30 protein-coding genes are annotated in these 24,092 nt (G+C 69.9%); 2 read left to right on the top strand and 28 right to left on the bottom strand.

Annotated features, from left to right (window positions below):
• Positions 1 to 156 precede the first annotated feature (156 nt).
• The 4 genes from EV683_RS00805 to EV683_RS00790 all read right to left on the bottom strand — a co-directional run bounded on the left by EV683_RS00805 (position 157) and on the right by EV683_RS00790 (position 4,473).
• Positions 157 to 714, bottom strand: a complete 558-nt coding sequence (locus EV683_RS00805) for an AAA family ATPase (protein WP_131861342.1) — start codon at positions 712 to 714, stop codon at positions 157 to 159.
• 324 nt (positions 715 to 1,038) lie between these two features.
• The gene (locus tag EV683_RS00800; protein ID WP_131861340.1) at positions 1,039 to 2,037 is read right to left on the bottom strand and encodes an asparaginase; all 999 of its coding nucleotides are present in this window, start codon (positions 2,035 to 2,037) and stop codon (positions 1,039 to 1,041) included.
• A 97-nt stretch (positions 2,038 to 2,134) separates the two neighbouring features.
• Positions 2,135 to 3,457 (bottom strand): sodium-dependent transporter, encoded by a 1,323-nt coding sequence (locus tag EV683_RS00795; protein WP_066612567.1) that lies wholly within the window; start codon positions 3,455 to 3,457, stop codon positions 2,135 to 2,137.
• Positions 3,458 to 3,954: 497 nt separating this feature from the next.
• Positions 3,955 to 4,473, bottom strand: a complete 519-nt coding sequence (locus tag EV683_RS00790) for an O-acetyl-ADP-ribose deacetylase (protein WP_131861338.1) — start codon at positions 4,471 to 4,473, stop codon at positions 3,955 to 3,957.
• Positions 4,474 to 4,581: 108 nt separating this feature from the next.
• Between EV683_RS00790 and EV683_RS00785 the strand changes: the two genes are divergently transcribed.
• Positions 4,582 to 4,809, top strand: coding sequence for a hypothetical protein (locus tag EV683_RS00785; protein WP_066612563.1), 228 nt, complete (start codon positions 4,582 to 4,584; stop codon positions 4,807 to 4,809).
• A 6-nt stretch (positions 4,810 to 4,815) separates the two neighbouring features.
• Here EV683_RS00785 and EV683_RS00780 read toward each other — a convergent pair whose 3' ends face one another.
• From EV683_RS00780 to flgB, 12 genes are read right to left on the bottom strand one after another with little or no spacing between them, the layout of a single operon-like run.
• Entirely contained in the window at positions 4,816 to 5,835 is a 1,020-nt protein-coding gene (locus EV683_RS00780; protein WP_066612561.1) for a hypothetical protein, read from the bottom strand.
• Between the two features lie 14 nt (positions 5,836 to 5,849).
• Positions 5,850 to 6,761: a flagellar hook-associated protein FlgL gene (flgL, locus tag EV683_RS00775; protein ID WP_066612559.1), complete on the bottom strand. Its 912-nt coding sequence runs from the start codon at positions 6,759 to 6,761 to the stop codon at positions 5,850 to 5,852.
• Between the two features lie 10 nt (positions 6,762 to 6,771).
• Positions 6,772 to 8,148, bottom strand: coding sequence for a flagellar hook-associated protein FlgK (flgK, locus tag EV683_RS00770; protein WP_131861336.1), 1,377 nt, complete (start codon positions 8,146 to 8,148; stop codon positions 6,772 to 6,774).
• Between the two features lie 43 nt (positions 8,149 to 8,191).
• Positions 8,192 to 8,629, bottom strand: coding sequence for a flagellar biosynthesis protein FlgJ (locus tag EV683_RS00765; RefSeq protein ID WP_131861334.1), 438 nt, complete (start codon positions 8,627 to 8,629; stop codon positions 8,192 to 8,194).
• Between the two features lie 30 nt (positions 8,630 to 8,659).
• Positions 8,660 to 9,772: a flagellar basal body P-ring protein FlgI gene (locus tag EV683_RS00760; protein WP_066612554.1), complete on the bottom strand. Its 1,113-nt coding sequence runs from the start codon at positions 9,770 to 9,772 to the stop codon at positions 8,660 to 8,662.
• On the bottom strand, positions 9,772 to 10,419 hold the full coding sequence (gene flgH, locus EV683_RS00755; protein ID WP_066612552.1) for a flagellar basal body L-ring protein FlgH: 648 nt from the start codon (positions 10,417 to 10,419) through the stop codon (positions 9,772 to 9,774). Before flgH ends, EV683_RS00760 begins: the two co-directional genes overlap by 1 nt.
• Positions 10,416 to 11,204 carry a flagellar basal-body rod protein FlgG gene (gene flgG, locus EV683_RS00750; RefSeq protein WP_131861332.1) on the bottom strand — a complete coding sequence of 263 codons (789 nt, stop codon included), beginning with the start codon at positions 11,202 to 11,204 and terminating at the stop codon, positions 10,416 to 10,418. The genes flgH and flgG overlap by 4 nt, the downstream gene beginning before the upstream one ends.
• A 26-nt stretch (positions 11,205 to 11,230) precedes the next feature.
• Positions 11,231 to 11,956, bottom strand: coding sequence for a flagellar basal body rod protein FlgF (locus tag EV683_RS00745; RefSeq protein ID WP_066612549.1), 726 nt, complete (start codon positions 11,954 to 11,956; stop codon positions 11,231 to 11,233).
• 4 nt (positions 11,957 to 11,960) lie between these two features.
• Positions 11,961 to 13,160, bottom strand: coding sequence for a flagellar hook protein FlgE (gene flgE / locus EV683_RS00740; protein WP_131861330.1), 1,200 nt, complete (start codon positions 13,158 to 13,160; stop codon positions 11,961 to 11,963).
• A 12-nt stretch (positions 13,161 to 13,172) separates the two neighbouring features.
• Positions 13,173 to 13,850 (bottom strand): flagellar hook capping FlgD N-terminal domain-containing protein, encoded by a 678-nt coding sequence (locus tag EV683_RS00735; RefSeq protein ID WP_066612545.1) that lies wholly within the window; start codon positions 13,848 to 13,850, stop codon positions 13,173 to 13,175.
• A complete protein-coding gene (flgC, locus tag EV683_RS00730) occupies positions 13,847 to 14,269 on the bottom strand; it encodes a flagellar basal body rod protein FlgC (protein WP_066612543.1) in 423 nt (140 codons plus the stop codon). Before flgC ends, EV683_RS00735 begins: the two co-directional genes overlap by 4 nt.
• Before the next feature lie 2 nt (positions 14,270 to 14,271).
• Entirely contained in the window at positions 14,272 to 14,634 is a 363-nt protein-coding gene (flgB, locus tag EV683_RS00725) for a flagellar basal body rod protein FlgB (RefSeq protein WP_066612542.1), read from the bottom strand.
• Positions 14,635 to 14,759: 125 nt separating this feature from the next.
• Here flgB and flgA point away from each other — a divergent pair, with 125 nt between their 5' ends.
• Positions 14,760 to 15,482 (top strand): flagellar basal body P-ring formation chaperone FlgA, encoded by a 723-nt coding sequence (gene flgA / locus EV683_RS00720; protein WP_131861328.1) that lies wholly within the window; start codon positions 14,760 to 14,762, stop codon positions 15,480 to 15,482.
• 19 nt (positions 15,483 to 15,501) lie between these two features.
• Here flgA and flgJ read toward each other — a convergent pair whose 3' ends face one another.
• From flgJ to fliD, 12 genes are all read right to left on the bottom strand, one after another.
• Positions 15,502 to 16,221, bottom strand: a complete 720-nt coding sequence (flgJ, locus tag EV683_RS00715; RefSeq protein WP_131861326.1) for a flagellar assembly peptidoglycan hydrolase FlgJ — start codon at positions 16,219 to 16,221, stop codon at positions 15,502 to 15,504.
• The gene (locus tag EV683_RS00710) at positions 16,208 to 16,633 is read right to left on the bottom strand and encodes a flagellar protein FlgN (RefSeq protein ID WP_131861324.1); all 426 of its coding nucleotides are present in this window, start codon (positions 16,631 to 16,633) and stop codon (positions 16,208 to 16,210) included. Before EV683_RS00710 ends, flgJ begins: the two co-directional genes overlap by 14 nt.
• Positions 16,630 to 16,905 (bottom strand): flagellar biosynthesis anti-sigma factor FlgM, encoded by a 276-nt coding sequence (gene flgM / locus EV683_RS00705; protein ID WP_066612537.1) that lies wholly within the window; start codon positions 16,903 to 16,905, stop codon positions 16,630 to 16,632. Before flgM ends, EV683_RS00710 begins: the two co-directional genes overlap by 4 nt.
• Before the next feature lie 62 nt (positions 16,906 to 16,967).
• Positions 16,968 to 17,651, bottom strand: coding sequence for a Crp/Fnr family transcriptional regulator (locus tag EV683_RS00700; protein ID WP_066612536.1), 684 nt, complete (start codon positions 17,649 to 17,651; stop codon positions 16,968 to 16,970).
• A gap of 319 nt (positions 17,652 to 17,970) precedes the next feature.
• Complete coding sequence (locus tag EV683_RS00695) at positions 17,971 to 18,948, bottom strand: flagellar motor protein MotB (protein WP_131861322.1); 978 nt, start codon at positions 18,946 to 18,948, stop codon at positions 17,971 to 17,973.
• 14 nt (positions 18,949 to 18,962) lie between these two features.
• Positions 18,963 to 19,826: a flagellar motor stator protein MotA gene (motA, locus tag EV683_RS00690; protein WP_066612534.1), complete on the bottom strand. Its 864-nt coding sequence runs from the start codon at positions 19,824 to 19,826 to the stop codon at positions 18,963 to 18,965.
• Between the two features lie 43 nt (positions 19,827 to 19,869).
• Positions 19,870 to 20,562, bottom strand: a complete 693-nt coding sequence (locus tag EV683_RS00685) for a FliA/WhiG family RNA polymerase sigma factor (RefSeq protein WP_066612532.1) — start codon at positions 20,560 to 20,562, stop codon at positions 19,870 to 19,872.
• Positions 20,563 to 20,572: 10 nt separating this feature from the next.
• Positions 20,573 to 21,028 carry a flagellar basal body-associated FliL family protein gene (locus tag EV683_RS00680; protein WP_066612531.1) on the bottom strand — a complete coding sequence of 152 codons (456 nt, stop codon included), beginning with the start codon at positions 21,026 to 21,028 and terminating at the stop codon, positions 20,573 to 20,575.
• Positions 21,029 to 21,049: 21 nt separating this feature from the next.
• Positions 21,050 to 22,018, bottom strand: a complete 969-nt coding sequence (locus EV683_RS00675) for a flagellar hook-length control protein FliK (RefSeq protein ID WP_131861320.1) — start codon at positions 22,016 to 22,018, stop codon at positions 21,050 to 21,052.
• Positions 22,015 to 22,302 carry a hypothetical protein gene (locus tag EV683_RS00670; RefSeq protein ID WP_066612528.1) on the bottom strand — a complete coding sequence of 96 codons (288 nt, stop codon included), beginning with the start codon at positions 22,300 to 22,302 and terminating at the stop codon, positions 22,015 to 22,017. Before EV683_RS00670 ends, EV683_RS00675 begins: the two co-directional genes overlap by 4 nt.
• Complete coding sequence (gene fliS / locus EV683_RS00665; protein WP_066612526.1) at positions 22,289 to 22,681, bottom strand: flagellar export chaperone FliS; 393 nt, start codon at positions 22,679 to 22,681, stop codon at positions 22,289 to 22,291. Before fliS ends, EV683_RS00670 begins: the two co-directional genes overlap by 14 nt.
• A 25-nt stretch (positions 22,682 to 22,706) precedes the next feature.
• Positions 22,707 to 24,047 carry a flagellar filament capping protein FliD gene (fliD, locus tag EV683_RS00660; RefSeq protein WP_131861318.1) on the bottom strand — a complete coding sequence of 447 codons (1,341 nt, stop codon included), beginning with the start codon at positions 24,045 to 24,047 and terminating at the stop codon, positions 22,707 to 22,709.
• Positions 24,048 to 24,092 lie beyond the last annotated feature (45 nt).

The following is a 24,092-nucleotide window of genomic DNA, read 5'->3' as shown; positions in this document are numbered from 1 at the left end:
TGGACAAGCGCGACAAGGCATTGATGATGAATCTCTTTTTTCGACCGCCCGTTTTTTGGGCAGTTCGACGGGCTTGTCCACACCGGCGCGGGACAGCGGTGTGCACCGGCTGTGGACAAGCGTCGCAAGACATTGATTCGGCTAAAAAAAGCCGTATCAGCGTAAAAATTGGGCAAGCCCGTGGTTTTGCAAGGCACGCCGCGCAGCCGCGACGCGCGCCTCGCCCTGCCCCGCGATCTCGGCGACCGGCACGCCGGCCTCGGCCAACCTGGCGCGGTAACGCGCCAGCAGCATGTCGCGCGCGTCCGGGTGGCTGCGCAGCGGGTCGTAGGTCCACGGCAGGTCGGGCAGCGGCAGCAGCGTCAGCGCGTAGTCGCGCGGCCGGTTCAGCGCGGCGAGCACGCGGCTGGCGCGCCCGAAGGCGACCTCGGCCCAGATCACGCAGGTCAGCACCGTGCTGTCGCAAATCAGCAGCCGCGCGCCCTGCGCGATGGCGGCCGCCTCGGCGGCGAGCTGGCCGGCGGCGATCGCCTCGACGTCGGCGAGCGTCGGCCGGTACGGCCGGCTCGCGTAGTAGCGACGCGCGTATTCGTCGACGCGCGCGACCGGCAGGCCGGCGCCGGCGAGCTGGTCGCCCAGCGCCCCGGCCAGGGTGCTCTTGCCGCAGGACTCCGGCCCGACGAGGGCGATGCGGGTGACGGCGGGGCTGGACATGGGGCGGGACGAGCGTGGGACGGAAAACGGAACGATTATAAGGCGGGCGGGACGAGCGCCCGGATTTTTTCACACGCGGCGAGGACAAGGATGTGGGCCGGCTGTGGAAAGCCCCGGCAAACCCTTGATGCCGCAACGGTTTTTTCGACCGCTCAAAAAACGGGCAGTTGCCCGCGCTTATCCCGCGCCGGCGTAGACAAGGCTGTGGGCCGGCTGTGGACAAGCGCGCCAAGCCATTGAAAAAAGGCGGACTTTCCGTTTTCGCCTATTTTTTGCGCAACAAAAAGCCCGCCGCGAAGGCGGCGGGCAGGTTCGGGACACCGACTAGCGCGTGCACTCGCCGGCCCAGTCGGCGACGAGCGCCGCGCGTTTTTGCTCGGGCGTGCCCGGCTGCGAGGCGAGCACCGCGAGCTTGGCGAGCGCCGCCTCGGGGGTCAGGTCGCCGCCCGGGATCGCGCCGGCGCGCGCCAGCGGCTGGCTGGCCGCGTAGGCGCCGACCTCGACCGCGCCGCGGAACACCTGGGTCAGGTTCAGCACCAGCGTGCCGGCCTCGCTCGCCCGCTTCACGCCGTCCAGCAGCGCCGGCTCGTCGGGCGCGTTGCCGTTGCCGTAGCTCATCAGGATCGCGCCGGCCAGATCGCCCTCGGCCAACCTGTCGCCGGCGATCGCCGCGCCGGCGCCCGGCGTCAGGAAGAAGGCGGCGACGCGCGCGGCCTCGCTAAGCCGCGTCGCGGCGAAGGCGCCGGCGGTGCGCGCGCGCCAGCGTTCGCGATACCAGTGCGCGGCGATGCCGAATTCGGCCAGCGGCGGCGCGTTGGGGCTGTCGAAGCCGGCAAAGCGCGCCGCGTCGACCTTGCGCGCGCGGCAGCCGCGCAACAGCTGGCGGTCGAAGGCGATCGTCACCTCGCACAGGTCGGCCTGGCTGGCCGCCTCGAAGGCGTCGGCAAGATTGCTCCAGCCGTCGCTGCGCGGGTGCACCAGCGGCAGTTGCGAGCCGGTCAGCACTACCGGTTTGGCAAGATGCTGCAGCGCGAAGGCGAGCACGCTGGCGGTGTAGGCCATGGTATCGGTGCCGTGGATGACGATGAAGCCGTCGTAGGCGTCGTAGCGCGCGACAAGATCGTCGACGATGCGGTTCCAGTGCGCCGGCGCGATCGCCGACGAGTCGATCAGTTCGGCGTATTCGACCAGGTCGAAGTCGTGGCCGGCGTCGGCGAAGCGCTGCATCAGCCGTGGCAGCAGGCCCGGCACCGGCGCGAGGCCGTCGGGCGTGTGGTCCATGCCGATGGTGCCGCCGGTGTAAAGAACGCAGAGTCGGGTCATGGGACAGTCCTTTGACATACAAGGTCGGCCGAGCTTAACGCAAAAACGGCGCGGAAAACCGCGCCGTTCGTGATGGATAACCCGGAATCGAGCGGGTTTACAGATTGTGCAGCAGGATCCAGACGATCAGCACCGGCGCCGCGTAGCGCACGAAGCCCTGCACCGCCGGCAGCCAGGCCGGCGCGCGGTCGCCGTGCGACAGCTGCGCGGCGACCGTCGGCCACACCTTCCAGCCGACGAACAACGCGAGCAGCACCTCGCCCAGCGGCATCATCAGGTTGGAGGTCGCGTAGTCCATCAGGTCGAAGACGCCCTTGCCGAACAGCGTGTGCTCCTTCCAGACGCCCAGCGACAGCGAGGCCGGGATGCCGACCAGGAAGATCAGCACCGACATCAGGATCGCCGAGAACTGGCGCCCGGTCTTGAATTCGTCGATCAGGAAGCTGACGACGACCTCGAGCAGCGACACCGACGAGGTCAGCGCGGCGACCAGCAAGAGGAAGAAGAACAGCACCGCGAACAACTGGCCCATCGGCATCTGCGCGAACACCGCCGGCATGGTGATGAAGGTCAGCCCCGGGCCGGCCGACGGGTCGAAGCCGAAGGCGAACACCGCCGGCAGCACCATCAGCCCGGCGAGAAAGCAGGTCGCGGTGGTCAGCGCGATCACCCACAAGGCCGAGCCCATCAGGCTGGTGCCTTTTTCGACGTAGGAGCCGTAGGTGATCATGATGCCCATGCCCAGCGACAGCGAGAAGAAGGCCAGGCCCATCGCGTCGACCACCATCGCGCCGGTCAGCTTCGAGAAATCGGGCGTGACGAAGTACAGCATGCCGTCGACGGCGCCGGGCAAGGTCAGCGCGCGGCCGATCAGGATCAGCATCAGCACGAACAGCGCCGGCATCAGGAACTTCGACAGGTTCTCGATGCCCTTCTGCACGCCGCCGATCACCACCGCCAGCGTGATGGCGGCAAAGCCGGCGTGGAACCACAGGGGCTGCAGCGGATCGGCGACGAAGGACTCGAAAATGCCGCCGAGTACCTTGGGGTCGGAGGTCAGGATCGAGCCTTCGACAGACTTCGCGATGTAGGCGAGGGTCCAGCCGCCAACGACGCTGTAGAAGGAGTAGATCAGGAAGCACACCAGCACGCCGATGTAGCCGACCGCCGGCCAGACACCGCCCTTGAGCGTGCGAAAAGCACCGGCCGCACTCTGGCCGCTGGCGCGGCCGAGCGCCATTTCCGACACCATCAGCGTCAGGCCCAGCGTCAGGCAGATCGCCAGATACACCAGCAGGAAGGCACCGCCGCCGTTGGTGGCGGCGACGTAGGGAAATTTCCAGATGGCACCCAGACCGATCGCCGATCCGGCTGCCGCGAGAATGAAACCGAGGCGGGAGCCCCATTGTGAACGCGCCATTGCACAACTTTCCTGTCAAACGAAAACGTAAGGCGCCGCTCCGGGTAGGGGCAGCGCCTTTCACGGCGGACGATGGTCCGCCGTGGACTCGGTGGACGACGGCGGCGGGTCGCCGCGGTCGTCGGCAAAGCGTTGGCGACGGTAAACCGTCGCTGCGCGGGGTGGGCGCAGGCGACGCGGCCGCGCCGGCCGGATTCGGGGTGGGAAGCCGGGGCGCGCCCGCATCGGGCCTGAAACGCAGATGCCCGCCTCGCGGCGGGCATGGGTGGAAGGGGCGCGGGGTGGCCGCGACCGACCTTCTGCGCATCGGGCATCACGCCGATGCGACCGGTCCGGCCCACGCGACTAAAGGGTGAACGTTGGCCGAGCCTGTGGCGCCGCACCATAGCAGTCACACGAAAGCGCCAGTAATCAGGGAAAACCCTCGCCACATCCGCCGCAGCCGGCGCCGGCGCAGCGGGCCAGCACCGGCCCGAGCGGCCCTGTCCCCGCAGAAACTACAGCGGCCGCCCGGCGAGCAGGCGCCGGTAGACGGCGAGGTCGCGCTCGGCGTGGCAGACGAACAGCACCCGTTCGATCTCGGGCAGCAGCGCGAGCGTTTCGGCGACGGTGTCGACCGCGAGGCGCGCGGCCGCGTCGAAGGGGTAGCCGTAGGCGCCGGTGGAGATGCACGGGAAGGCGACGGACGCAAGCCGCCGGTCGGCGGCGACAAACAGCGCGCGCCGGTAGCACGACGCCAGCAGCGCGGCCTCGCCGTGGCCGCCGCCGCGCCAGACGGGACCGACGGTATGGATCACGTAGCGCGCCGGCAGGGCGAAGCCCGGCGTGAGCTTGGCGTCGCCGGGCTCGCAACCGCCGAGCCGCCGGCAGGCGGCCAGCAGCTCGGGCCCGGCCGCGCGGTGGATCGCGCCGTCGACGCCGCCGCCACCGAGCAGGCTCGGTCTGGCGGCGTTGACGATGGCGTCGATGGCGAGCGTGGTGATGTCGGCGTTGAGCGCGAGCAGGCGCGAATCCATGCGGCGGGTCCTCACGGCGGTGCGGCTCAGCCCCAAGCTTAGGCGGCCGGCTACGACGGCATCAAGGCCGCGAAGCGCGGTCTACCATCACAGGAAGGAGAACGGATCATGAAATGCTGGAGCTACGACACCCCCTTCGGCCCCTTCGACATCGTGCCGCTCGACGGTGCCTACCACATCATGCACGAGGGCGAGGCGCTCGGCGCCTACCCCAGCCCCGAGCAGGCGGCGCGCGCGCTGGCCGAGGGCCGCTCGTCGTGGCCGCCGTTCGGCGACCCGCGCGACCTCGGCATCCCGGTCGAACTCGCGCGCTGGCGCTGCCGGCCGCTGGTCTGAGCCGGCTCAGAGCGCCAGCAGCGACACCACCCGGTAGCGGCTGACGCCGATCAGCGCCGGCATCACCTCGTACAGCGCGCCGTAGCCACCCGGCTGGTTCAGCCGGGCGTTGAAGTCGGCGACGAAGCCTTCGGCCCAGACGCGCTCGTCGCCGTGCGACAGCTTGGCGATCGACGCGCGCGTTTCCTCCATCGCACGGCTGATCGCCTGCTGCGTCTGCTGCAATTGCGCGAGCGCCTGCACCACGCGCTGCAGTGTCTGCCTGACGTCGGAATGGTCGGCGACGCGCCATTCGCCGGGGCGCAGCGCCTCCGCTTCCGGCTCGGCGCGCAGTCGCTGCGGCTGGCCGGACGGAAAGCGGATGCCGCCGCCGCGAATCGCCAGCCGCTCGGCGAGCGCCGGCCAGGCCGCCTCGTCGACCGAGAAGCGCAGGCGGCCGGCGTCGTCGGCGTCGACGCGCACGCCGGCCGGCGCCAGCGCGCGGTTGAAGCGACGCAGCACCTCTGCCTCGCCGAGGCCGCCGCCGACCTGCACGGTCAGCGCCGCCGTGCCGCGCTCGCCGGCGAACAGCGCCAGCGTCTCGACGTCGCCGCCGGTCAGCGACGCCAGCTCCATGCCGCGCACGGTGAACGCCTGGCGGGCGTCGCCGGCGAGCCGGAAGCGCCACGCGCCGTCCAGGCTGCCGCCGGTACTGGCGTGACGTTGGCCGAGGCGCTCGGCGAAGGCGTCGACGCCGGCCTTGAGGCCGTCGGCGTCGACGCGGCGTTGCGTCAGCCCGCGGCTGAGCTCGCCCTTCAGCGTCTCGAGCTGCTTGACGAGGCCGTCGACGTAGTCGTGGGCGCGCTGCGCGGCGGTCAGCTGTTCGCCGAGCTGGCTGCTGTAGCGCCAGCCGCCGATGGCGCGGAACTCGGGCGCGCGGCGCGCGGCCGGCTCGCCGGACTCGGCCAGACGGGCCGGCGCGGCGACGCCGGCCTTGCGCTGCGTGCCGGCCGGCGTCGTATCCAGGGGCTTGATCAGGGCGTCCATCGTGCCTCGCCCCCTCAGATCACGTCGAACAGCGTCAGCGCGCTCACCCGGCCGTAAGCCTTCTGGCTGGCTTGCAGCGCCTGCAGGTAGCCGTTCAGCTCGATCGACGCCTCGGCGTAGTCGAGCTTGCCGAAGTCGATCAGGCTCTGCTGGTTGGCGAGGCTGACGTGCTCGTGGTTGTTGGCCAGCATCGACAGCGTGTTCTGCGCGCCGCCCAGTTCGGCGATCCGGCCGCTAAGCCGCGCCAGCGCGACGTCGGCGGCGGTCAGCGCGTCGCGCACGGTCTGGCCGACCGCCGGGTCGGACGGATCGAGCGCCGCGTCGCCGAGCGTGGCGACGACCGCGTCGAGCTGGTTCAGGAACGCCGGCAGGTCCTCGAGGGTGACGTTGGACGGCTGGGTGACGCCGTGGCCGACCACCACCGGCTGGCGTTCGGTGTTGCCGCCGAAGTCGTAGCGCGCGCCGGCCGGCGCGCCGGCGTCGTAAAGCAGCGCCGCCGCGTTGCTGGCGGTGCCGGAGAACAGGTAGCGGCCCTCCTGGTCGCGGCTGTTGGCCGAGTAGAACAGGCTGTCGCGCAGGTGGGCGAGCGAGCTCGACATCGCCCTGAGGTCGTCGGCGGTGTTGCCGCCGTCGGCCGCCCAGACGAGCAGGTCGCGCGCGGCCAGCACGTCGCGACTCATCCCGTCCAGATAGGACTCGTTCATCGACAGTCGCGAACGCAGCGCGCCGATGTTGTCGCGGTACTGCGCGAGCGCCGCCTCCTCGCGTTCGAGCCGCAGCAGCCGGATGCTGGCGATCGGGTCGTCGGAGGCGACCAGCAGCCGCTCCCCCGACGACATCTGCTGCATCAGTTCGGACAGGCGGGTGTTGCCTTTCTGCAGGGCGGCGCTCATGGCCGCCTGGTACTGGTTGCTGGCGATGCGCATCGCACCCTCCTCAGAACGCCGCCAGCGTGCTGTCGAACAGCGCGTTGGCGATGGCGATCACCTTCATGTTCGCCTGGTACATTTTCTGGAACTCGACGAGCTTGATCGCCTCCTCGTCGCGGTTGACGCCGCTGGTCGACTGCCAGTTCTGCTCGGCCTCGACGCGCACCGTCTCGGCGGTGTCGAGGCCGGCCTGGTTCTGCGCGCTCAGGATGGCCAGCCGGCCGGCTAGCTGCGCGTAGGCGTCGCCGAGCGTCACGGTGCCGAGCGGGCCGAGCGCGACGGTCTGGTTCTTGAGGTCGATCAGTTCGAGCAGCCTGTCGTTGTTGCCCGGCTTGTCCGGGTCGCCGGACAGGCCGAGCGCTTCGGCCTTGACGCCGGACACCCTGAGCATGCCGTCGGCCGCGGCGGCGTCGAACACGAACAATGCGCCGCCCGCCGTCCCGTCGAGCGCGAAGCCCGTGCCCAGCACCGCGTTGACGCGGCCGGCCAGCTCCTCGGCCAAGGTCGCGACCGAGGCCTTCATCGGCCGCAGCACCTGCTGCTCGTAGGCGTTCAGCCCGCCGAGCTGGCCGCCGACCCTGTCGTTCGGCAGCGTGAAGCTTTCCTTGGCGAAGGCCAGCGTCAGCGCCTGCGAGCCGTCCGGCAGCGTCTTGGCCGCCAGCGTCGCGGCGGCGTCGCCGACGACCAAAGGCTGGCCGCCGGGCAGCGCGACGGTCTTGCCGCCGTCCGGCTGGCCGGTGACGCGCACGTCGACCAGCTCGGCCAACGCGTCGATCTGCCGGTCGCGCTCGTCCAGCAGGCCGGAGACGTTGAGGCCGCCGGCCTCGGCGGCGGCGACCTTGCCGTTCAACTCGGCGATCGTGCGCGTCAGCGTGTTGATCTGCTGCAGCGTCGCGCCGCGCTGCTCGTTGATCGCCGCCTGCTGCGAGGCGTAGACGCGATCCAGGCTGTTGAAGCGGCGCGCGAGCGCGTCGGCCTCGCTGATGATCTGCTGGCGCAGCGGCACCGAGGTCGGCTCGACGCTGGCCGCGTTCAGCGCCGCGTAGAAGGCGTCGAGGCCGGCGGACAGGCTGGTGCCGCCGCTGCCCATCACCCGCTCGAGCTGCGCGTAATAGGGCTGCGCCGCCGCCATCTCGCCCCGGCTCGACGCCGCCTGCCACAGCTGCAGGTTCTTGTAGTCGTCGCTGAAGCGGCGGATCGCGCTCACGTCGACGCCGCTGCCGACGGCGAGGCGGCCGCCGCCCGGCGAGGGGCCGCGCGTCGACAGCACGACGCCCTGGCGCGAGTAGCCGGGCGTCATCGCGTTGGACAAGTTCTGGCTGGCCGTGCCGAGCGCGGCCTGGGCGGCCAGCGCGCCGGACAGCGCGTTGTGGATCATGCTCATGGACAGTCGGAGCCGGTTGGGAGCCGCCGCGCCGTGATCGGGCTTACGGGCGGCTCGGGTTGCGGTTCAGCGGAAGCGGCGCGGCGAACGCGCTCAGCCCCTCCCCTTGCGACAGCGAGGCGACCGGCGGCGCGTTTTCCTTAAACGCGGCCGGCGGTGCGGGCTCGGCCGGCAAAAGCTGCGCGAGGATGGCGTTGGCGATGCCGAACACGCGCGAGCGGGCGACCTGCTCGGCGACCGCCTTGTCGGCGAAATCCATCATGTCGCCGTGGATCGTGCTGGCGAACACGCTGTCGTCGCCGGCGATTTCGCGCGTGACCTTCCTCATCTGCGACAGCATCTCGCGGATGAACAGCGCCTCGAAAGCCTCGGCCGCCTCGCCGGCCTTCTTGCGGTAGGCGTCCGACGGCGGCGCGACGGCCTTATCGGGGTTGGCCGAGCCGGCGCCGGCGCCGGCCTGGGCGATTGCGGGATCGATCATGGGAAGGTCCTTGCGGGTACGCGGCGCGACTCAGATGACGACGAGCTCGCCGTCCAACGCGCCGGCCGCCTCGAGCGCCTGCAGGATGGCCATGATGTCGTCGGGCGTCGCGCCGGTGCTGTTGATGGTGTCGACGATGGTCTGCAAGCGCGCGCCCGGCGGCCAGCGGAACATCCGCCCCTGGTCCTGCCCGACGCTGATGTCCGACTCGGGCGTGACGACGGTGTTGCCGCGCCCGAAAGGCTGCGGCTGGCTGACCCGGGAGCGCTCGGAGATCACCACGCGCAGGCTGCCGTGCGAGACCGCGGTCGGGCGCACGGTCACGCCCTCGCTGATGACGACGGTGCCGGTGCGCGAGTTGAACACCACGCGCGGCACCTCGTCGCCGGTGTCGACGTTGAGCCGTTCGAGCCGCGCGACGAAGGCGACGCGCGCGGTCGCGTCCTGCGGCGCGAGCACCTCGACCGAGGTCGCGTTGCGCGTGCTGGCGATGCGGCCGAAGCGCTGGTTGATCGTATTGACGATATTGGTCGCGGTCTGGAAATTCGGCCGCTTCAGGCTGAGGCGCACCGTCGGCCCCTCCTCGAAGTCGGACGGGATCTCGCGCTCGATCGACGCGCCGTTCGGAATGCGCCCCGAAGTCGGCGTGTTGACGGTCACGCTCGAGCCGCTCTTGCCCTGCGCCGACAGGCCGCCGATCACCAGATTGCCCTGCGCGAGCGCGTAGACCTCGCCGTCGGCGGCCTTCAGCGGCGTCAACAGCAGCGTGCCGCCGCGCAAGGACTTGGCGTCGCCGAGCGAGGACACCGTCACGTCGATGGTCTGGCCGCGCCGGTAACCCGGCGGCAGGCTGGCGCTGACCATCACCGCCGCGACGTTCTTGACCTTGGTGTCGCCGCGCTCGGGCAGCTTGAGGCCGAACTGCTTCAACAGGTTGGCGACCGACTGGCCGGCGAACTTGACCTGCGAGTTGTCGCCGCTGCCGTCGAGGCCGACGACGATGCCGTAGCCGATCAACTGGTTCTCGCGGATGCCCTCGACGCTGACGAGGTTGCGCAGCAGCTGGGCGCCGGCCTCGAAGGGCAGCAGCCCGGCCGCCAGCAGCAAGAGGACGCGGGACAGATAACGGGAAGGCTGGGACATCAGAACGGCATCCACGGGCTGGTGAACAGGCGCGTCAGCCAGCCCGGCGCGTTGGCGTCGCTGAGCGCACCGCGGCCCGAGTAGGCGATGCGCGCGTTGGCGATGCGCTGCGAGGAGACGCGGTTGTCGGCGTCGATGTCGTCGACGCGCACGTAGCCGGCCAGTTGCAGGTATTCCTCGCCCTGGTTCAGCGTCAGCTGCTTCTCGCCCTTGACGAGCAAGAGACCGTTGGGCAGCACCTGGTGGACGACGACGCTGAGCGAGCCCGACAGCGCGTTCTGCTGCGTCGACGACGCCGAGCCGTCGAAGCTGCGGTCGGCGTCGATGCCGACGGTGGTATTGATCGAGTGGGTGCCCAGCAAGGTTGGCCGAATACTGGCGCCGGCCTGCTTGTCGAGGCTGGTGCCGGCACGCTTGCTCGCCTGCGTGACTTCCTCGAGCACCACGGTCAACACGTCGCCGGCACGGTAGGCGCGGCTGTCGGCGACCAGCGACCAGCTACCGCCGGGAGCGAACACGCCGCCGCCGACGCCGCGCGCCGCCACGACGGGCAGCGCCGGCGGGTCGAACTCCGACGGCCCGCTGCGCGGCAGCTGCGCGCAGGCGGCCAGCGCGACGGAAGCGGACAGCAGGACGAGGCGGCTCATCGCACCGACTGCGCGAGGTACTGCATCATGTTGTCGGCGGCCGACAGCACCTTGGTATTCATCTCGTAGGTGCGCTGCGCGGCGATCATGTCGACCATCTCCTCGACCACCTGTACGTTCGAACCCTCGAGCGCACCCTGCTTGAGCTTGCCGAGCGCGTCGGTGCCAGGGTTGCCGACGACCGGCGCGCCGCTGGCGGCGGTTTCCTGGAACAGGTTGTCGCCCAGCGCCAAAAGGCCGGTCGGGTTGACGAAGTTGGCCAGCGTCAGTTGGCCGACCTCGGTCTGCGTGGCGTCGCCGGACACCGTCACCGACACGAGGCCGCTCTCGCTGATGCTGACCGAGGTCGCATTGGCCGGCAGCGTGATCTCGGGCTGGATCGGCAGGCCCTGCGCGTTCACCAGGCGGCCCTCGGCGTTGACCTGCAACTGGCCGGCACGGGTGTAGCCGATCTCGCCGTTGGACATCCGCACCTGCAAGAAGCCCTGGCCGACGATGGCCACGTCGAGCGACTGGCCGGTGGTGGTGATGTTGCCGGTGGTGAACACCTTCTGCGTGCCGACCAGCCGCGTGCCGTTGCCCAGCTGCACGCCGGACGGCGCGGCATTGTTGTCGTCGACGCGCGCGCCCGGCTGGCGCTCGACCTGGTAGAACAGGTCCTCGAACACCGTGCGGTCGCGCTTGAAGCCGACGGTGTTGACGTTGGCGAGGTTGTTGGCGATGGCCCCAAGGCGCGCGTCCTGCGCCTGGATGCCGGTCTTGCTGATCCACAGCGCCGGATTCATGCCCTACTCCTTAATATTCGGTTCGCTCAGCCGCGCACCAGGCGGTTGCCGGCCTCGACCATGTCGTTGGCGGCGTTGAACATCTTCATCTGCATCTCGAAGCTGCGGTTCAGCGTCATCGTCGCGACCATTTCCTCGACCGCCGACACATTGCTGCGCTCGAGGTGCTCGGCCAACACCCGCACCGTCTCGTCGGCCGGCAGCGCACCGCCGAAGCGGCTGACGATCAGGCCGTTCTCGTCCTTGGTCAGCTCCTCGGGCGCGGGCCTGACGAGCTTGAGCCGGTCGACCACCTGCATCGCCGTCTCGCCGGGCGGCAGGATGGAGATGTCGCCGTTGGCCGAGACCGCAACGCTGCTATGCGGCGGCAGCACGATCTGGCCGCCGTCGCCGAGCAGCGGCCGGCCGTTGACGGTCAGCGCGCCGTCGGCGCCCACCGTCAGGTTGCCGGCGCGCGTATAAGCCTCGCCGTTGCCGACCGCCACGGTCAGGAAGCCCTCGCCCTGCACCGCGACGTCGAGCGCGCGACCGGTCTGGGTCAGCGTGCCCTGGCGGCTGTCGACCGCGCTCGGCTCGGCGCGCGTCATGTGGCGCGCGTCGTAGCCGTAGCCCCTGACCGCCTGGCTGCTGGCGACCTCGATATCGGCGCGAAAGCCGACGGTTTCGGCGTTCGCCAGGTTGTTGGCGCGCACCTGCTGCGCGGCGAGCGTGCGGTTCGCGCCGCTCATGATGGTGTAGATCAGCGCGTCCATGCCCTTACACCGCCTGCATCAGCGCCTGGATCACCTGGTTCTCGGTCGCGATCACCTTGGTGTTGGCCTGATAGTTGCGCTGCGCGGTCATCAGGTTGACGAGCTCGGCGGTCATGTCGACGTTGGACTGCTCGAGCGAGCCGGCGACGAGCCTGCCGGCGGTGCCCTCGCCCGGCGCCGCCAGCAGCGGGCCGCCCGAAGCGGGCGACTCGATCCAGCTGGTTTCCGACACCGCGATCAGCCCGTCCTCGTTCGGGAAGGTCGCCAGCGCGACGGTGCCGACCACCTGCTGCTGGCCGTTGCTGTACAGCGCGGTGACGTCGCCGTTCTCCTCGAGGCGCACGCCGGTCATCGCGCCGGCGGCGTAGCCGTTGCTGGCGTTGGCCGTGGTGGTGGTCTCGCCGGCGAACTGCGTGGTGCCGGCGTAGTCGATCGCGACGTTCAGGGCGGCGGCACCGGCCGGCGTACCGAGCGCCAGCGTGGTCGCGGCGGCCGGTGCGGTCAGCCGGCCATCGACGTCGAAAGACAGCGTCGTCTCGGTTCCGGCCGGCAGCAGTACGCCGTCCATCGCGTAGTGCGCGGTCACTTCGTTCTGGTTTGTCTTGACGAAATACTGCGTCAGCGTGTGCTTCTGGCCGAGCGAGTCGTAGACGGTCGACACGCTCGAGCCGTTGAAGCTGGTCGGGTCGTCCTTGTCGAAGGGCGTGGTCGCAGGCGTCTGCCAGCCGGCCGACAGGTTGCCGACGTACTTGAGCGAATCGCTCGCCTTGGCCGGAATCTGGCCGTTCGGGATGCTGATGTCGCCGAAGGCGCCGCGCGCGCCGCCGGTAGCCGCGTTGGCGGCCGCGTAGCCCTGCACGCGGCGGCCGAAGGTGTCGACCAGGAAACCGTCCTTGTCGGCGTTGAACACGCCGACGCGGGTATAGGCCATGGTACCCGTCGCGTCGCGGGTGACGAAGAAGCCGCCGCCCTGGATCGCGGCGTCGAGCGCGCGGCCGGTGGCGACCACGTTGCCGCCGCGGCCGACGCTCTGCGTCGTCGAGCCGACCGAAACGCCCATGGGCTGGCTGCCGGCGTACACCGACGCGAAGTTCGCGCGGCTGGACTTGAAGCCGTAGGTGCCAGAGTTGGCGATGTTGTTGCTGATGTGGCCGAGCTGGCTGTTGACGGCGTTGATGCCGGACAGGGCGATTTCGAAACTCATGCGCGATCCTTCCTACGCTCTACTGGACGGGGTGTGCCCGAGCAGGCGGGACACCGACGAGGCCGGGAAATCCCCGAGGCCGGAAAGGGTCAGGACCGGTTCGCCGCCCTGCACCGGCAGGCGCACCCCCTGGATGGTCGCCGCCAGTTCGAGCGGCGGCACGGACTTGGACGCGGTCTCGACCGCGATCTGGTAGACGCCCGGCGCGAGCCCGTGCTCGGACGGCTTGAAGCGGAACGCCAGCTCGCCGGCCGGCTGCGCGCCCAGCTCGACGAGCGTCACCTGGCCGTCGGCGCCGGTCAGCCTGAGCGCGACGCGCCCCTCCTCGCCCGACAGCGTGACACGGCCCTCGACGGTCGAGCCGTCGAGGCGGGCGACGTCGGTCGCGACCAGCGCGGTGCCTCCGACCTGGCCGCCGAGCGCCAGACCCTGCAGCTCGCGCAGCATCAGCGCGTTGCCCTTGAGCTCGGCCAACATCTCGAGCGAGCTTTGCATCTGGTTCATCTGCACCAGTTGGTTGACGAACTGCGACGGGTCGGCCGGGTCGAGCGGGCTCTGGTTCTTGATCTGCGCCATCAATAGCGTCATGAACATGTCCGGCACGCCCGCCTGCGACTGGCCGTTGGCCGAGACCTGCGTCGTCGCGTTCGCGCCGCTGCGGCCGTTGAGAAGGGTATTGGCGACGGTCACGAGGCGTCTCCCAGCTTGAGCAGGTCCTGCTGCATCGTCCGGACGCGCACCAGCACCTCGACATTGGTCTGGAAGGCGCGCGAGGCGGACATCATGTCGGTCATTTCCTCGACCGGATTCACGTTCGGGTAGAACACGTTGCCGTCGGCGTCGGCGAGCGGATTGTCCGGCTCGTGCACCTTGCGCAGCGGCGCGTCGCTCTTGACCACGTCGAGCACGCGCACGCCGGCGCCCTGCCAGCCGCCCTCGCCGGCCGCGTGGTAGGCGGTCGCGAACACCGGCTTGCGCGCGCGAAAGGCCGCGCCTTCCGAGCCGGCCGACGATTCGGCGTTCGCCAGATTGCTCGCGACGGTGTTCAGGCGCACCGTCTGCGCCGCCATCGCCGAACCGGCGATCCGCGAAATATCTCTGAACGACATCCTTATTGCCCCGCGATGACCTTGGCCAGGCCTTGGTATTTCATGTTCAGGAAGGTCAGGCTGGTCTGGAACTCGGACGCGTTCTGCGCGAATTCCGCCTGTTCGACACCCAGCTCGACGGTGTTGCCGTCGCGTGACGGATGGTAGGGGACGCGGTAGAGCGCCTCGCCGGCGGACAGGCCGGCCGGGAAGCCGTCACCGTCGGACGCAAAACCGGCCAGCGTCGCCTTGAAGTCCAGATCGCGCGCCTGATAGCCCGGGGTGCTCTCGTTGGCGATGTTGGACGCCAGCACCTTGGTGCGCTCGGCCCTCAACTTCAGCGCCTCCGGGTGGATGCCCAGCGCCTTGTCGAAATGGATGCCCATTGCCTTGCCTCGTTGCGTTCAATACCATAGAACAGCGTTCGATTTTCAATCGAACCGAAAATTGAAAGGCGATACTAATAATCGTCGCGCATGCCGTACATGTAATAATTACCAAACCGGTGCAAATGGCATTATTCACTCCTCCCCGCCCCATCGCGCTCCTGCCGCTGGCCGCGCTGCTGCTGTCGCCTCCGGCCTTCACCGCCCCTGCGACCGTCCGGCCCAGCGACGACGCCGTGCGCGCCGAGGCGTCACGCTGGCTGCAAAACGCGCTCGGCAGCGCCGGCCTGCGCGACGCACAACTGCGCCTGCGGCTGATCCCGCCGCGCGAGGCCGCCGCGCTGCCGCCCTGCCGCGAGGCGGTCCGCGTCGAAGCGCTCGACACCACCTCGCTGTCGCGGCTGCGCTTCGCCGCCCGCTGCCCGGCGCCGGACGGCTGGCACCTCGCCTACACGGTACGCGCCGAGGTCGACGCGCGCGTGGTGGTCGCGTCCCGCCCGCTGGCGGCGGGCGCCATCCTGACCGAAGACGACGCGAGCTGGACGCGACGTACGCTTTACGAGCTCGAGAGCGGGCTGCGCGAACCGGCCGAAGCGGTCGGCCTCGGCGCCACCCGGCCGATCAAGGCCGGCCAGATCCTGACCCACAAACTGCTGGAGTCTCCCGTGCTGGTGAAGCGCGGCGAACGGATCGAGATCGTCGCCCGCAAGGACGGCGTGGAAGTCTCGGTCCCCGGCGAGTCGCTCGAGAATGGCCGGCGCGGCGACATCGTCCGCGTCAAGAACAGCGCGAGCGGCAAGAGCCTGCGCGCGCGCGTGACGGGCCACGGCGAAGTCGGCCCGGAATGAGATAAGGAAGGAAAAGGCTTCAGTCGGCGGCGCGCATCGTGCGCGCGACGCGCGCGAGCTTGAGCGCGTACTGCGGGTCGGTCGCGTAGCCGCCGTCCGCCAGCGCGCGCGCGAAGGCCGTCGCGTCGCCGCCGACGCCGAGCGCCTCGCGGTAGCGCGGATTGCCGGCCAAAAGCTGCGCGTAGTCGGCGAAGGCGGCGGCGGGATCCGGGTAGGCGCGGAAGCGCTCGCGGCGCTTCACGTCGACGCCGGCCTCGTGCTCGGTGGTCAGCACCTCGACCACCTCACCCTTCCAGCCCGCGCCGGCCTTGATGCCGAACAGGTTGTGGCTGTCGCGACCGTCGGCGTGAGTCAGCGGCCGACGCCCCCAGCCCGACTCCAGCGCCGCGTGCGCGACCACCAGCTCCGGCGCGACGCCGAGCCGCGACGCCGCTTCGCGCGCGTGCGGCAGCAGGCGCTCGACGAAATCCGCCCTCGCCCCGTCCGGTTCGGCCAACCCCGACACCAGGGCGAGCCGCTCGGCCGGCTCGATCTCGCCGCGCCGCCGCAGCCACGCCCCTTCCGGAGACAGCGCGACCGCCGGGGAAGACCCGGCGAAACCGTCGCGTATCGTTTCGACCACTTCGTGGTAAGTCTGGCGGTAGAGCGCCGAAAAGCCCCCCTGGGCGCCGGCGGGCGCCACCGGCGCCGCGCGCTGCCACAGCGCGTCGGCCCCGAGGCTGGCGTCAACACGGAACATAGACGTCCTTCTCCCCGTGCAGCACCCGTTCGATGCTTTCCTGTTGCGCGGCCAACAGGCCGCCGTTGCGTTCGTTCAGGGCCTTGCAGCGCGAAACCCGCTCGCGCAGCGCCTGCCAGGGTTCGGCCAACGCCATGCGCGGCGCCAGCGGCAGCAGGGCCAGCACGGCGTCGACCGACGCGCCGGCATCCTGGCCGAGCACCGTCGCGCACAGCGCGCGCCGCGCGCGGCGGCGCTCGTCCAGCCGCTCGACCAGTTCGAGCACGACAGCGCCCGCTCCGGCCAGACCCTGCGCGTCGCGCGCGCACGCGGCCGCGAACTGCCGCTCGAGCGCGGTCTCGAGCTGGCCGTAGTCGCGCAGGTCGGCGCGCACGTCGGCCAGCAGGCGCTTGAGCGCGGCACTCCGGCTCACATCCGCCCCCCGTGGTAGGCGTCGATCAGCGCCGCGAGCTTTTGCGCGTCGAAGCCGATCTCGCCACGCCCGAGCGCCGCCTTGATCTCGGCGACGCGCGCGGCGTCGACCTCGGGCAGCGCCGCCAGCCCCGCGGCGGCGGCGGCCACCTCGGCGGCGGCGCCGGTTTCGGCGGCGGCACGCTGCGGCGCGGCCGCCGGCGTGGCCACGCGCTGACGCGCTTCGGGTGCGGCGACGTCGCGCAACTCGGGTTTGTGGGAGGTGATTCGCATGGCGGTCTCGTTGATCCGTTTCTCTGTCTTGCCAGAACGAGGCGACCGGATGACGGGAAATCTTAAAAGTTCTCGGGCAACATCTTCAGCAGCACGATGCGCCGGTTCTCCATGCGGATGTAGTGACCGTAGACCAGCTCCTTGAGGATGCGCGCGACCATCTCGCGCGAGGAGCCGATCTGGTCGGCGATTTCCTGCTGCGTCAGCGGCTTTTCGAGCAGCCACAGGCCGTTTTCCTCGACCTGCATCTGGTTGAACAGGATGCGGATGCGGCCGTAGACGTCGAGCAGCGCGAGATTCTTGGCCGCGGTCGAGATGCGGCGGACCATGGCGGCCAGCTGCATCAGGATCTTGCTGCGCACGGTCTCGCACGGCAGGCCGTCCGAGACGCCGAACACGTTGACGAGGTCGCTGCGACGGAACATCAGCAGGCTGCTCTCGCGCTCGGCGACCGTGCTCCAGGCGCAGGGACCGCCGTCGAGATAAGACACCTCGCCCAGCAACTCGCCCGGCTCGTTGAACATGAAGACGAACTTGCGCCCCTGGCCGTCGGACACCGAAGCCTCGACGCGGCCGCTGACCAGCAGGTAGATGGCGGCGACCGTGTCGCCTTCGCGAAAGATGCTTTCCCCCTTGGCGACCTGCAGCGGCACAGCCAGCTCGATCAGGCCGTCCAGCACCTCGTCTTGCAGGCCTCCAAAAAAATCCGTCCCCAGCAACTGCGACTTGATATCTGTTTTGATCATTCTTTTCGTATAACCGTGTCTACCCGCGCCCAGACATGTCATTTCAATACAAAAATCAATGACATAGAGATGACTGGGCGCGGTTATGGGTCAAAACAGCAGGCAGGCACGGTCGAAACCGGCCACATCCTTATAAATCAGGCCGGCATTGTAAATAAAATTTTTTGTGACGCACAAGTCCGTTACGGGATATTTCACTTCCCGTCATCGCTTGATGAATATCAAATAAAATTTAAATTTTTATAAGCATTTACAATATTGGGGGAAACGCGGCGGCCTCCCCCCCCCTGCGGGCAGCGGGCCACGACGGCGGCACCGCTCAGTCGTGCACCACCACCACGCGGTCCTCGCCCTCCAGACGCCGCGGCAATTCGGCCGAGGCCGGCAGCGTCACGCTCTCGGCCGGCATGCCGTACATCCGCGACAAGGCTTGCGCCTGGGCGCTGGTCAGCACCAGGAGTTCGATGCGGCGGTTGACCGCCGAGTTGGGGTTGCGCCGGTCGAGCGGCGCGCGCTCGGCCATGCCGACGACCTGCAGGATCCGCCCGCCGTCCATGCCGCCGGCAAGCAGACGCTCGCGCGCCGACATCGCGCGGTGACTGGACAGCGTCCAGTTCGAATAGGCGTGCGTGCCGCGGTAGGGCAAGGCGTCGGTGTGGCCGACCAGCAGCAACTGGTTGTCGACGCCGGCGAACATGCGGCCGATCTTGCCGAGCAAGGCGGCGAAGCGGGCGTCGAGGATGGCGCTGCCGCGCTCGAACATGCCCTGCTTGTCGGTATCGTGCAGCATGACGCGCAGGCCGTCCGGCGTCACCACCGTGCGGATGTTGCGCGTCAGCCCGGCCTCGGCCGACAGTTCGGCGATCATCTTCGCGAGCTTCTCGAGGTCGGCGGCGCTGTCGTAGCGCTGGCGGCGCGGCGCGCCGTCGCCGTCGAGCACCGACGGGTGGGCGCTGTTCTTGAGCTGCGCGTTGGGGCGCGCCTCGGCCGCCGGCTGGCCGGGGACCGGCTCGCGCGGGATCAGGCTGCCGCGCGGGTTGCCCTGGTGTTCGATCAGGCGGTTCGAGCCCTCGGCCATCGGGCTGCCGCCGCTGCCCATCAGCTGTTTGGCGAGATTTTCCTGCTCGCGCGCGGCCATCAGCCACATCACCAGGAACAGGCACATCAGCGCCAGTACGAAGTCGGCGAACGCGACCTTCCACGCGCCGCCGTGCCCTTCGCCCTCCTGACGGCGCGATACCTTCTTGATGACCGCCTCGCCCTCGTGGCGCGGGTTTTTGTTCGTGTTGGTGGACACGCGCTACCTCCCGCTCACGCGCCCTGCAGCGCGTTGATCCACGCCTCGAGCTGCGAGAAGCTCGGCTTGGTGTTCAGTTGCACCAGACGGCGGCCGGCGTCGATCGCCAGCAAGGGAGGCTTGCCCGACGCGTGCGTGGTCAGCACCACCTTCACCGATTCGAAGTTGGACAATTCCTCCTTCACCTCTTGGTGCATCACATTGCTCAGCGGGTCGAGCACGCCGTAGCAGAAGAAGATGCCGATGAAGGTGCCGACCATCGCCGCGCCGACCTTCTCGGCGATCTCGCCGGTGCTGGCGCCCTCGCCGACGCTGTTCATCGCCATCACGATGCCGAGCACCGCGGCGAGAATGCCGAAGCCGGGCATCGCCTCGCCGATCTTGTGCAGCGACTTGGACGGCTGGATCAGCTCCTCGTGGATGGCGTCGATTTCCTGGTCGAGCACGCCCTCGAGCTCGTGCGCGCTGATCTTGCCCATCGCCATCAACCGGAAGTTGTCGACGATGAAGGCCAACAGCTTGGGCTCCTCGAGCACCAGCGGATAGCGGTTGAACAAGGGGCTCTGGCGCGGCGCCTCGACGTGCTCGTCGAGCGCCTTCAGGCCGCGGCTGGCGGTAATCAGCAGCTCGTACATCAGCAGCAGCAGCTGGCGCTGGAACTCGGCGCCGTGCTTCTTGCGCAGCACCACGCGCTTGAGTTGGCCGAGCATCTCGACCAGTACGTGCTTGGGATTGCCCAGCACGATGGCGCCGAGCGCGGCGCCGCAGATGATCAGCAGCTCGACCGGCTGCCAGATCACCTGCAGCACGCCGCCGTGCAGCATGAAGCCGCCGAAGACGCACACGAGCACGATGCCTATCCCTAAAAGTTGCTGCATGGTTGGCCTTTCCCAGGTCCTGTTGAGAGTGTCTGCGCCCGATTCAGGCGGCCTCTAGCCGGGCCTTCATCTTCTTGAGCGCGTTCTTGTTGATCTGGCAGACGCGCGCCTCGGTCAGCTCGAGCACCGCGGCGATTTCCTTGAGGCTGAGCTCGAACTCGTAGTAGAGCTGGATCACGCGCTGCTCGCGCTCGTCGAGCGCGGACAGCGCCGAGGCCAGCGTCATCCGCCGCGTGACGCGCGTCTCCGGCGTTTCGGCGTCCACCGGTTCGACGCCGGCGGCGAGCAGTTCGTCGAAACTCGCCATCGCCTCGGCGTTGTCGGCGAGCAACAGCGCGCGGTAGGCGTCGGCGTCCAGCCCGAGCGCGCGCGCCGCCTCCGCCTCGGAGGGCTCGCGCCCCAGGCGGCGGGTCAGCTCGCGCAGGCCGTCGCGCAGGCGGTGCGCGTCCTGGCGCAGGGAGCGCGGCCGCCAGTCGAGCCGGCGCAGCTCGTCGAGAATGGCGCCGCGCACCCTGAGCACCGCGTAGCCGGCGAACTGCGCGTCCGGCTCGCCGTAGCGGCGCAGCGATTCGACCAGCGCCATCAGGCCGATCTGCTCCATGTCCTCGCGCTCGAGCACGCCGCCGGCCTGCGAGGCGAGCTGGCGCACGATGCGCTTGACCAGCGGGGCGAATTCGGCGAGCCGGCTCGCCTCGACGCGCAGCGGCGCGTCGGCTTCGGCGTAAGCGCTATACACGGTTTGCGTCCTACTCGATGATCAGCTTGCCGACCATCACCTCGGAAAAGGGCCGCCCGCCCGCCTCGGCGGCGTAGGCCGCGGTGTAGGCCTTGGCCAGCAGCGCCTGGTAGTCGTCGATGCCCATCGCCGACGCGCGCGCCAGCTCGAGCTGCGACAGCGCGCGCACCGCGACCGTCTTCAGATAGGGCAGCTGGGCCTTGAGCGACTTCTCGTCCTGCTCGGTGGTGCGGAACACCAGGTCGACCGCCATGTAATGCAACTCCCCGGCGCCGGCCTCGCCCTTGAGCATCACGACCACCTTGTCGAGCCCCACGAAACGCGACGGCGCGTCGGCGGCGGCGACGCGCTGCCCCGGCTCGGCCGGCGGCCGCTCCGAGTTCGCCCACCAGTAAACGCCGCCGGCGCCGGCGGCCAGCGCCACCACCATGCCGAGCGCGACCACCACGATGCTTTTCTTGCTCATTTAATCCATCCTCCAAGGCGTTCAGCCGCGATCGAGCGCAAACGGCGCGGCGGCGTCGCCGGCCTCGGCCAGGGCACGGCCCGGCTGGCGCGCGTCGCGCTCGGGTTCGCGGCCCTGACGCTGCCCCTGACCCTGACCTTGAGCCGCGCCCTCGCGTACCTCGACCGCCACCTGGGTGTACTGGCGCGACGCCAGATCCTGGCGCAGCACCTCGCCTATCGCCTGCAACTGGCGGACCACCTCGCCGCTCGACGCGACAAGCTGCACCGACAGCGCTCCGCCCTCGTGACGGATCGCGATTTCCAGCGAACCGAACTGCGGTGGGTCGAGCCGGATCAGCGCGCGGTCGATGCCGTGGGCGCTCTGCACCGACAGCCGCTCGCCGAGCGCGGCGCGCAGCGACTCGCCCCAGACCTCGGGCTTGCCGGGCGGCAGTTTGAGCGGCGCCCACTCGGGAGCCGGGTCGGACGGCGCGGGCGGCGGCGCCCACGCGCCGACGAGCTGCACGGACGGCCCACCCTCGCGCGGCGCGAGCGCCGGCTCGACGGTCGGCGCGGTCGCGTCGGCCAGCGCCGGGGCGAGCGGCACAGCCGCCGAGACGGCCACCGCGCGCGCGTCGGCCGCCTGCGGCCAGATCGGCGTCGCCGGCCCGTCAAGGCGCGGCGCGTCGACGCCCGACGCGCCGGACAACGGCACAATCGGGGTACCAAGCGGATCGGCGCGCGTGGACGGCGCCGGCGGCGCGGGCACCAGGGGGACGGTGGGCGGCAGCAGCGGCGCGACCGTCGGCAACGCCGCCGGCTCCCGAGCGGTCTCCTCGTCCCGAATCGCCGGTCCGGCCTCGGCCGACGGCGGCGCGGCGCCGAGCAGGCCCAGCATCGCGTCGAAGAAGGAGGCCGGCGCGGCCTCGTCGGCGTCGGCGGGCGGGGCCGCGCCGGGGGCGGCTGCGTCGCGGGGAACGGCCGGCGACGGGGGAAGCGACGCGATCATGCTTCGCCCCACTGGCTGGCCAACGCGTAGGCCAGGTGGCCCTCCTTCGAACGACCGAGCGCCGTCAGGCGCTGCTCCAGCTCGGTGCGCGCGGCTTCGCAGGCGGCGAGCGCCTCTTCGTAGCTGGCTCGCAGCCGCTCGATCGCCCGGCTGTCGTCGATCGCCGGCAGCAGCGCGAGGTAGGTGGACAGGCGGGAGTCCAGCCGTGCGAGCGTCTCCCAGTCGCGCGCGGCGACGGCGGTGCGTACCGCCAGATCGAGGGTTTCCAGGTCAAGCGGCTTCATGCTGTTCGAGCACCCCCATCCAGCCGCCCTTGAGCGTGTGCAACAGGCCGGCCACCTCGTCGAGCGCCGCCACGTCGAGGCGCGCGCTGCCGTCGTAGAGGCGGTAGGCGCAGTAGTCGTACAAGCGCGCGAGGTTGCTCACCACCTCGCCGCCCGACTCGAAGTCCAGCGCGCTGGACAGGCCGTTCAGGATGTTGATGCAGCGGGTGATGCTCTCCCCCTTCTGCTCGTAGCGGCGGCCCTCCATGTGGCCGCGCGCGCGCGCCAGCTCGTCGATGAGGCCGTCGAACAGCACCAGCACCAGCTGGACCGGCGACGCCGTCGCGGTCTGGGCCTCGAGGTTGATCGCGTGATAGTCGCGGAAGGCTTGGTAATCCACGTTTGCTCCCTGTTGTCCCGGACGCTTACTGCTGGGCGAAATAGCCGTTGAGGGTGTCCAGGGTCTGGCTCATCTGCGCCTGCATCGCCTGCAGTTGCGAGTACTGGGCGAGGTAGCGCTTGTAGGCCTGGTCGTACTGGTTGTCGATGCGCGCCTGGCGCGCGTCCAGCTCGCCCTGCATGCGCTGCGCGCTGTCGCGGCGCTGCTTGATCAGGCCGCTGCTGCCGTTCAGCCACTTGTCGAGGTAGCCGCCGACCTCCTTGAGCAGGCCGTTGGCACCGGCGCCGTTGAAGAAGTCGTCGAGCGCGGTCGGCTTGTCGGCCATCAACTTGTCGAGCTTGGCGCGGTCGAGCGACAGCGTGCCCTGGCGCGACGCGGTCACGCCCATCTCGGCCAAGCTGACGCCGCCGAAGCGCTGGCGGATCATCGTGTTGAGCCGGTCGCGCAGCGCGCGCACGCCCGAATCGGAGGCGAACGGGCCGGCGCTCTTGTCGGTGCCGCCGGCAGCCGACAGCGTGTCGAGCGTCTTGAGCAGGCCGTTGTAGGCGTCGACGAAACTTTGCACGTTGGCGGCGGTGTCGTTCGCGTTGCGCGCCACCGTCAGCGTCAGCGGCGCGTCACCGTCCTGCATCGCGCGCGTGAAGGTCATCGTCACGCCGTCGATCGCGGTAAAAGTGTTCGACGCCTGCTGCATCTTGACGCCGGAGTCCTTGCCGCCGAGCCACACCACCGCGTCGGCCGCGGCGGAAAGCTGGGTCGGCGTGCCCAGGGCCGCCTGCAGCCCGGCGTCGGCCACCTGCGAGGCGTCGAGCGTGATCTGGCCCGCCGCGCCGGTGTTGGCCGAGGCGAACACCAGCCGCGTCTGGCCGTCGGCGGTCAGCACCATCGCGTTGACCTTGCCGCCGTTGTCCGGCGCGCGGTTGACCGCCCGCGCGATCTCGGCGGCCGACAGCGAGCCGTCGCCGTCGCGGTCGGCCGCCGCCAGGTCGACGTCGAAGCTGCCGCCGCCGGCCAGACCGATCGTCAGCGTGCCGCCGGCCGTCGCCGTCGCGCCGTCGACGGCGATCTGGTGCGCGGTGGCGAGCTTCTCGACGAACAGCGCGTAGCTGCCCGGCTGCGCGGTGCCGCTGGCGCTGACCGTGCCCGCGCCGTCCTGGCCGAAGCTCGCGCTCATCGCAGCCAGGGTCTTTTTGGCGCCGAGGCCCGACAGCGTCGAGCGGAAGTCCTGCAACGCCTTCTGCAGCTGGTTCAAGGCGTCGCTGCGCGCCTTGGCGGCCTTGTTCTGCGTCGTCAGCTGCTGCTGCGACTTCTGCACGTACAGGCTTGCCAGCTGGGTGGCGATCTGGGTGGGGTTGATCTCGGCCATCTCTGTATCCTCGTTCCCGAACCGTTCCGAATACCTGTGAAGGCG

The sequence above is a fragment of the Crenobacter luteus genome (genome assembly GCF_004345725.1).
Lineage (GTDB): Bacteria > Pseudomonadota > Gammaproteobacteria > Burkholderiales > Chromobacteriaceae > Crenobacter > Crenobacter luteus.
This window is presented reverse-complemented; position numbering and strand designations above follow the sequence as displayed.

What these genes read in the sequence shown, in the direction of transcription:
- EV683_RS00800 (WP_131861340.1), bottom strand. Translation starts at nt 2,037, where the DNA reads ATGACCCGACTCTGCGTTCTTTACACCGGCGGCACCATCGGCATGGAC.
- flgA (WP_131861328.1), top strand. Translation starts at nt 14,760, where the DNA reads ATGGCATTATTCACTCCTCCCCGCCCCATCGCGCTCCTGCCGCTGGCC.
- EV683_RS00670 (WP_066612528.1), bottom strand. Translation starts at nt 22,302, where the DNA reads ATGAAGCCGCTTGACCTGGAAACCCTCGATCTGGCGGTACGCACCGCC.
- flgL (WP_066612559.1), bottom strand. Translation starts at nt 6,761, where the DNA reads ATGCGCATCGCCAGCAACCAGTACCAGGCGGCCATGAGCGCCGCCCTG.
- flgG (WP_131861332.1), bottom strand. Translation starts at nt 11,204, where the DNA reads ATGAATCCGGCGCTGTGGATCAGCAAGACCGGCATCCAGGCGCAGGAC.
- EV683_RS00790 (WP_131861338.1), bottom strand. Translation starts at nt 4,473, where the DNA reads ATGGATTCGCGCCTGCTCGCGCTCAACGCCGACATCACCACGCTCGCC.
- EV683_RS00805 (WP_131861342.1), bottom strand. Translation starts at nt 714, where the DNA reads ATGTCCAGCCCCGCCGTCACCCGCATCGCCCTCGTCGGGCCGGAGTCC.
- EV683_RS00785 (WP_066612563.1), top strand. Translation starts at nt 4,582, where the DNA reads ATGAAATGCTGGAGCTACGACACCCCCTTCGGCCCCTTCGACATCGTG.
- EV683_RS00765 (WP_131861334.1), bottom strand. Translation starts at nt 8,629, where the DNA reads ATGATCGATCCCGCAATCGCCCAGGCCGGCGCCGGCGCCGGCTCGGCC.
- EV683_RS00675 (WP_131861320.1), bottom strand. Translation starts at nt 22,018, where the DNA reads ATGATCGCGTCGCTTCCCCCGTCGCCGGCCGTTCCCCGCGACGCAGCC.
- flgM (WP_066612537.1), bottom strand. Translation starts at nt 16,905, where the DNA reads ATGCGAATCACCTCCCACAAACCCGAGTTGCGCGACGTCGCCGCACCC.
- motA (WP_066612534.1), bottom strand. Translation starts at nt 19,826, where the DNA reads ATGCAGCAACTTTTAGGGATAGGCATCGTGCTCGTGTGCGTCTTCGGC.
- flgB (WP_066612542.1), bottom strand. Translation starts at nt 14,634, where the DNA reads ATGGGCATCCATTTCGACAAGGCGCTGGGCATCCACCCGGAGGCGCTG.
- flgH (WP_066612552.1), bottom strand. Translation starts at nt 10,419, where the DNA reads ATGAGCCGCCTCGTCCTGCTGTCCGCTTCCGTCGCGCTGGCCGCCTGC.
- EV683_RS00745 (WP_066612549.1), bottom strand. Translation starts at nt 11,956, where the DNA reads ATGGACGCGCTGATCTACACCATCATGAGCGGCGCGAACCGCACGCTC.
- flgC (WP_066612543.1), bottom strand. Translation starts at nt 14,269, where the DNA reads ATGTCGTTCAGAGATATTTCGCGGATCGCCGGTTCGGCGATGGCGGCG.
- EV683_RS00680 (WP_066612531.1), bottom strand. Translation starts at nt 21,028, where the DNA reads ATGAGCAAGAAAAGCATCGTGGTGGTCGCGCTCGGCATGGTGGTGGCG.
- EV683_RS00700 (WP_066612536.1), bottom strand. Translation starts at nt 17,651, where the DNA reads ATGATCAAAACAGATATCAAGTCGCAGTTGCTGGGGACGGATTTTTTT.
- flgJ (WP_131861326.1), bottom strand. Translation starts at nt 16,221, where the DNA reads ATGTTCCGTGTTGACGCCAGCCTCGGGGCCGACGCGCTGTGGCAGCGC.
- EV683_RS00760 (WP_066612554.1), bottom strand. Translation starts at nt 9,772, where the DNA reads ATGTCCCAGCCTTCCCGTTATCTGTCCCGCGTCCTCTTGCTGCTGGCG.
- flgK (WP_131861336.1), bottom strand. Translation starts at nt 8,148, where the DNA reads ATGAGCATGATCCACAACGCGCTGTCCGGCGCGCTGGCCGCCCAGGCC.
- fliD (WP_131861318.1), bottom strand. Translation starts at nt 24,047, where the DNA reads ATGGCCGAGATCAACCCCACCCAGATCGCCACCCAGCTGGCAAGCCTG.
- EV683_RS00780 (WP_066612561.1), bottom strand. Translation starts at nt 5,835, where the DNA reads ATGGACGCCCTGATCAAGCCCCTGGATACGACGCCGGCCGGCACGCAG.
- EV683_RS00795 (WP_066612567.1), bottom strand. Translation starts at nt 3,457, where the DNA reads ATGGCGCGTTCACAATGGGGCTCCCGCCTCGGTTTCATTCTCGCGGCA.
- flgE (WP_131861330.1), bottom strand. Translation starts at nt 13,160, where the DNA reads ATGAGTTTCGAAATCGCCCTGTCCGGCATCAACGCCGTCAACAGCCAG.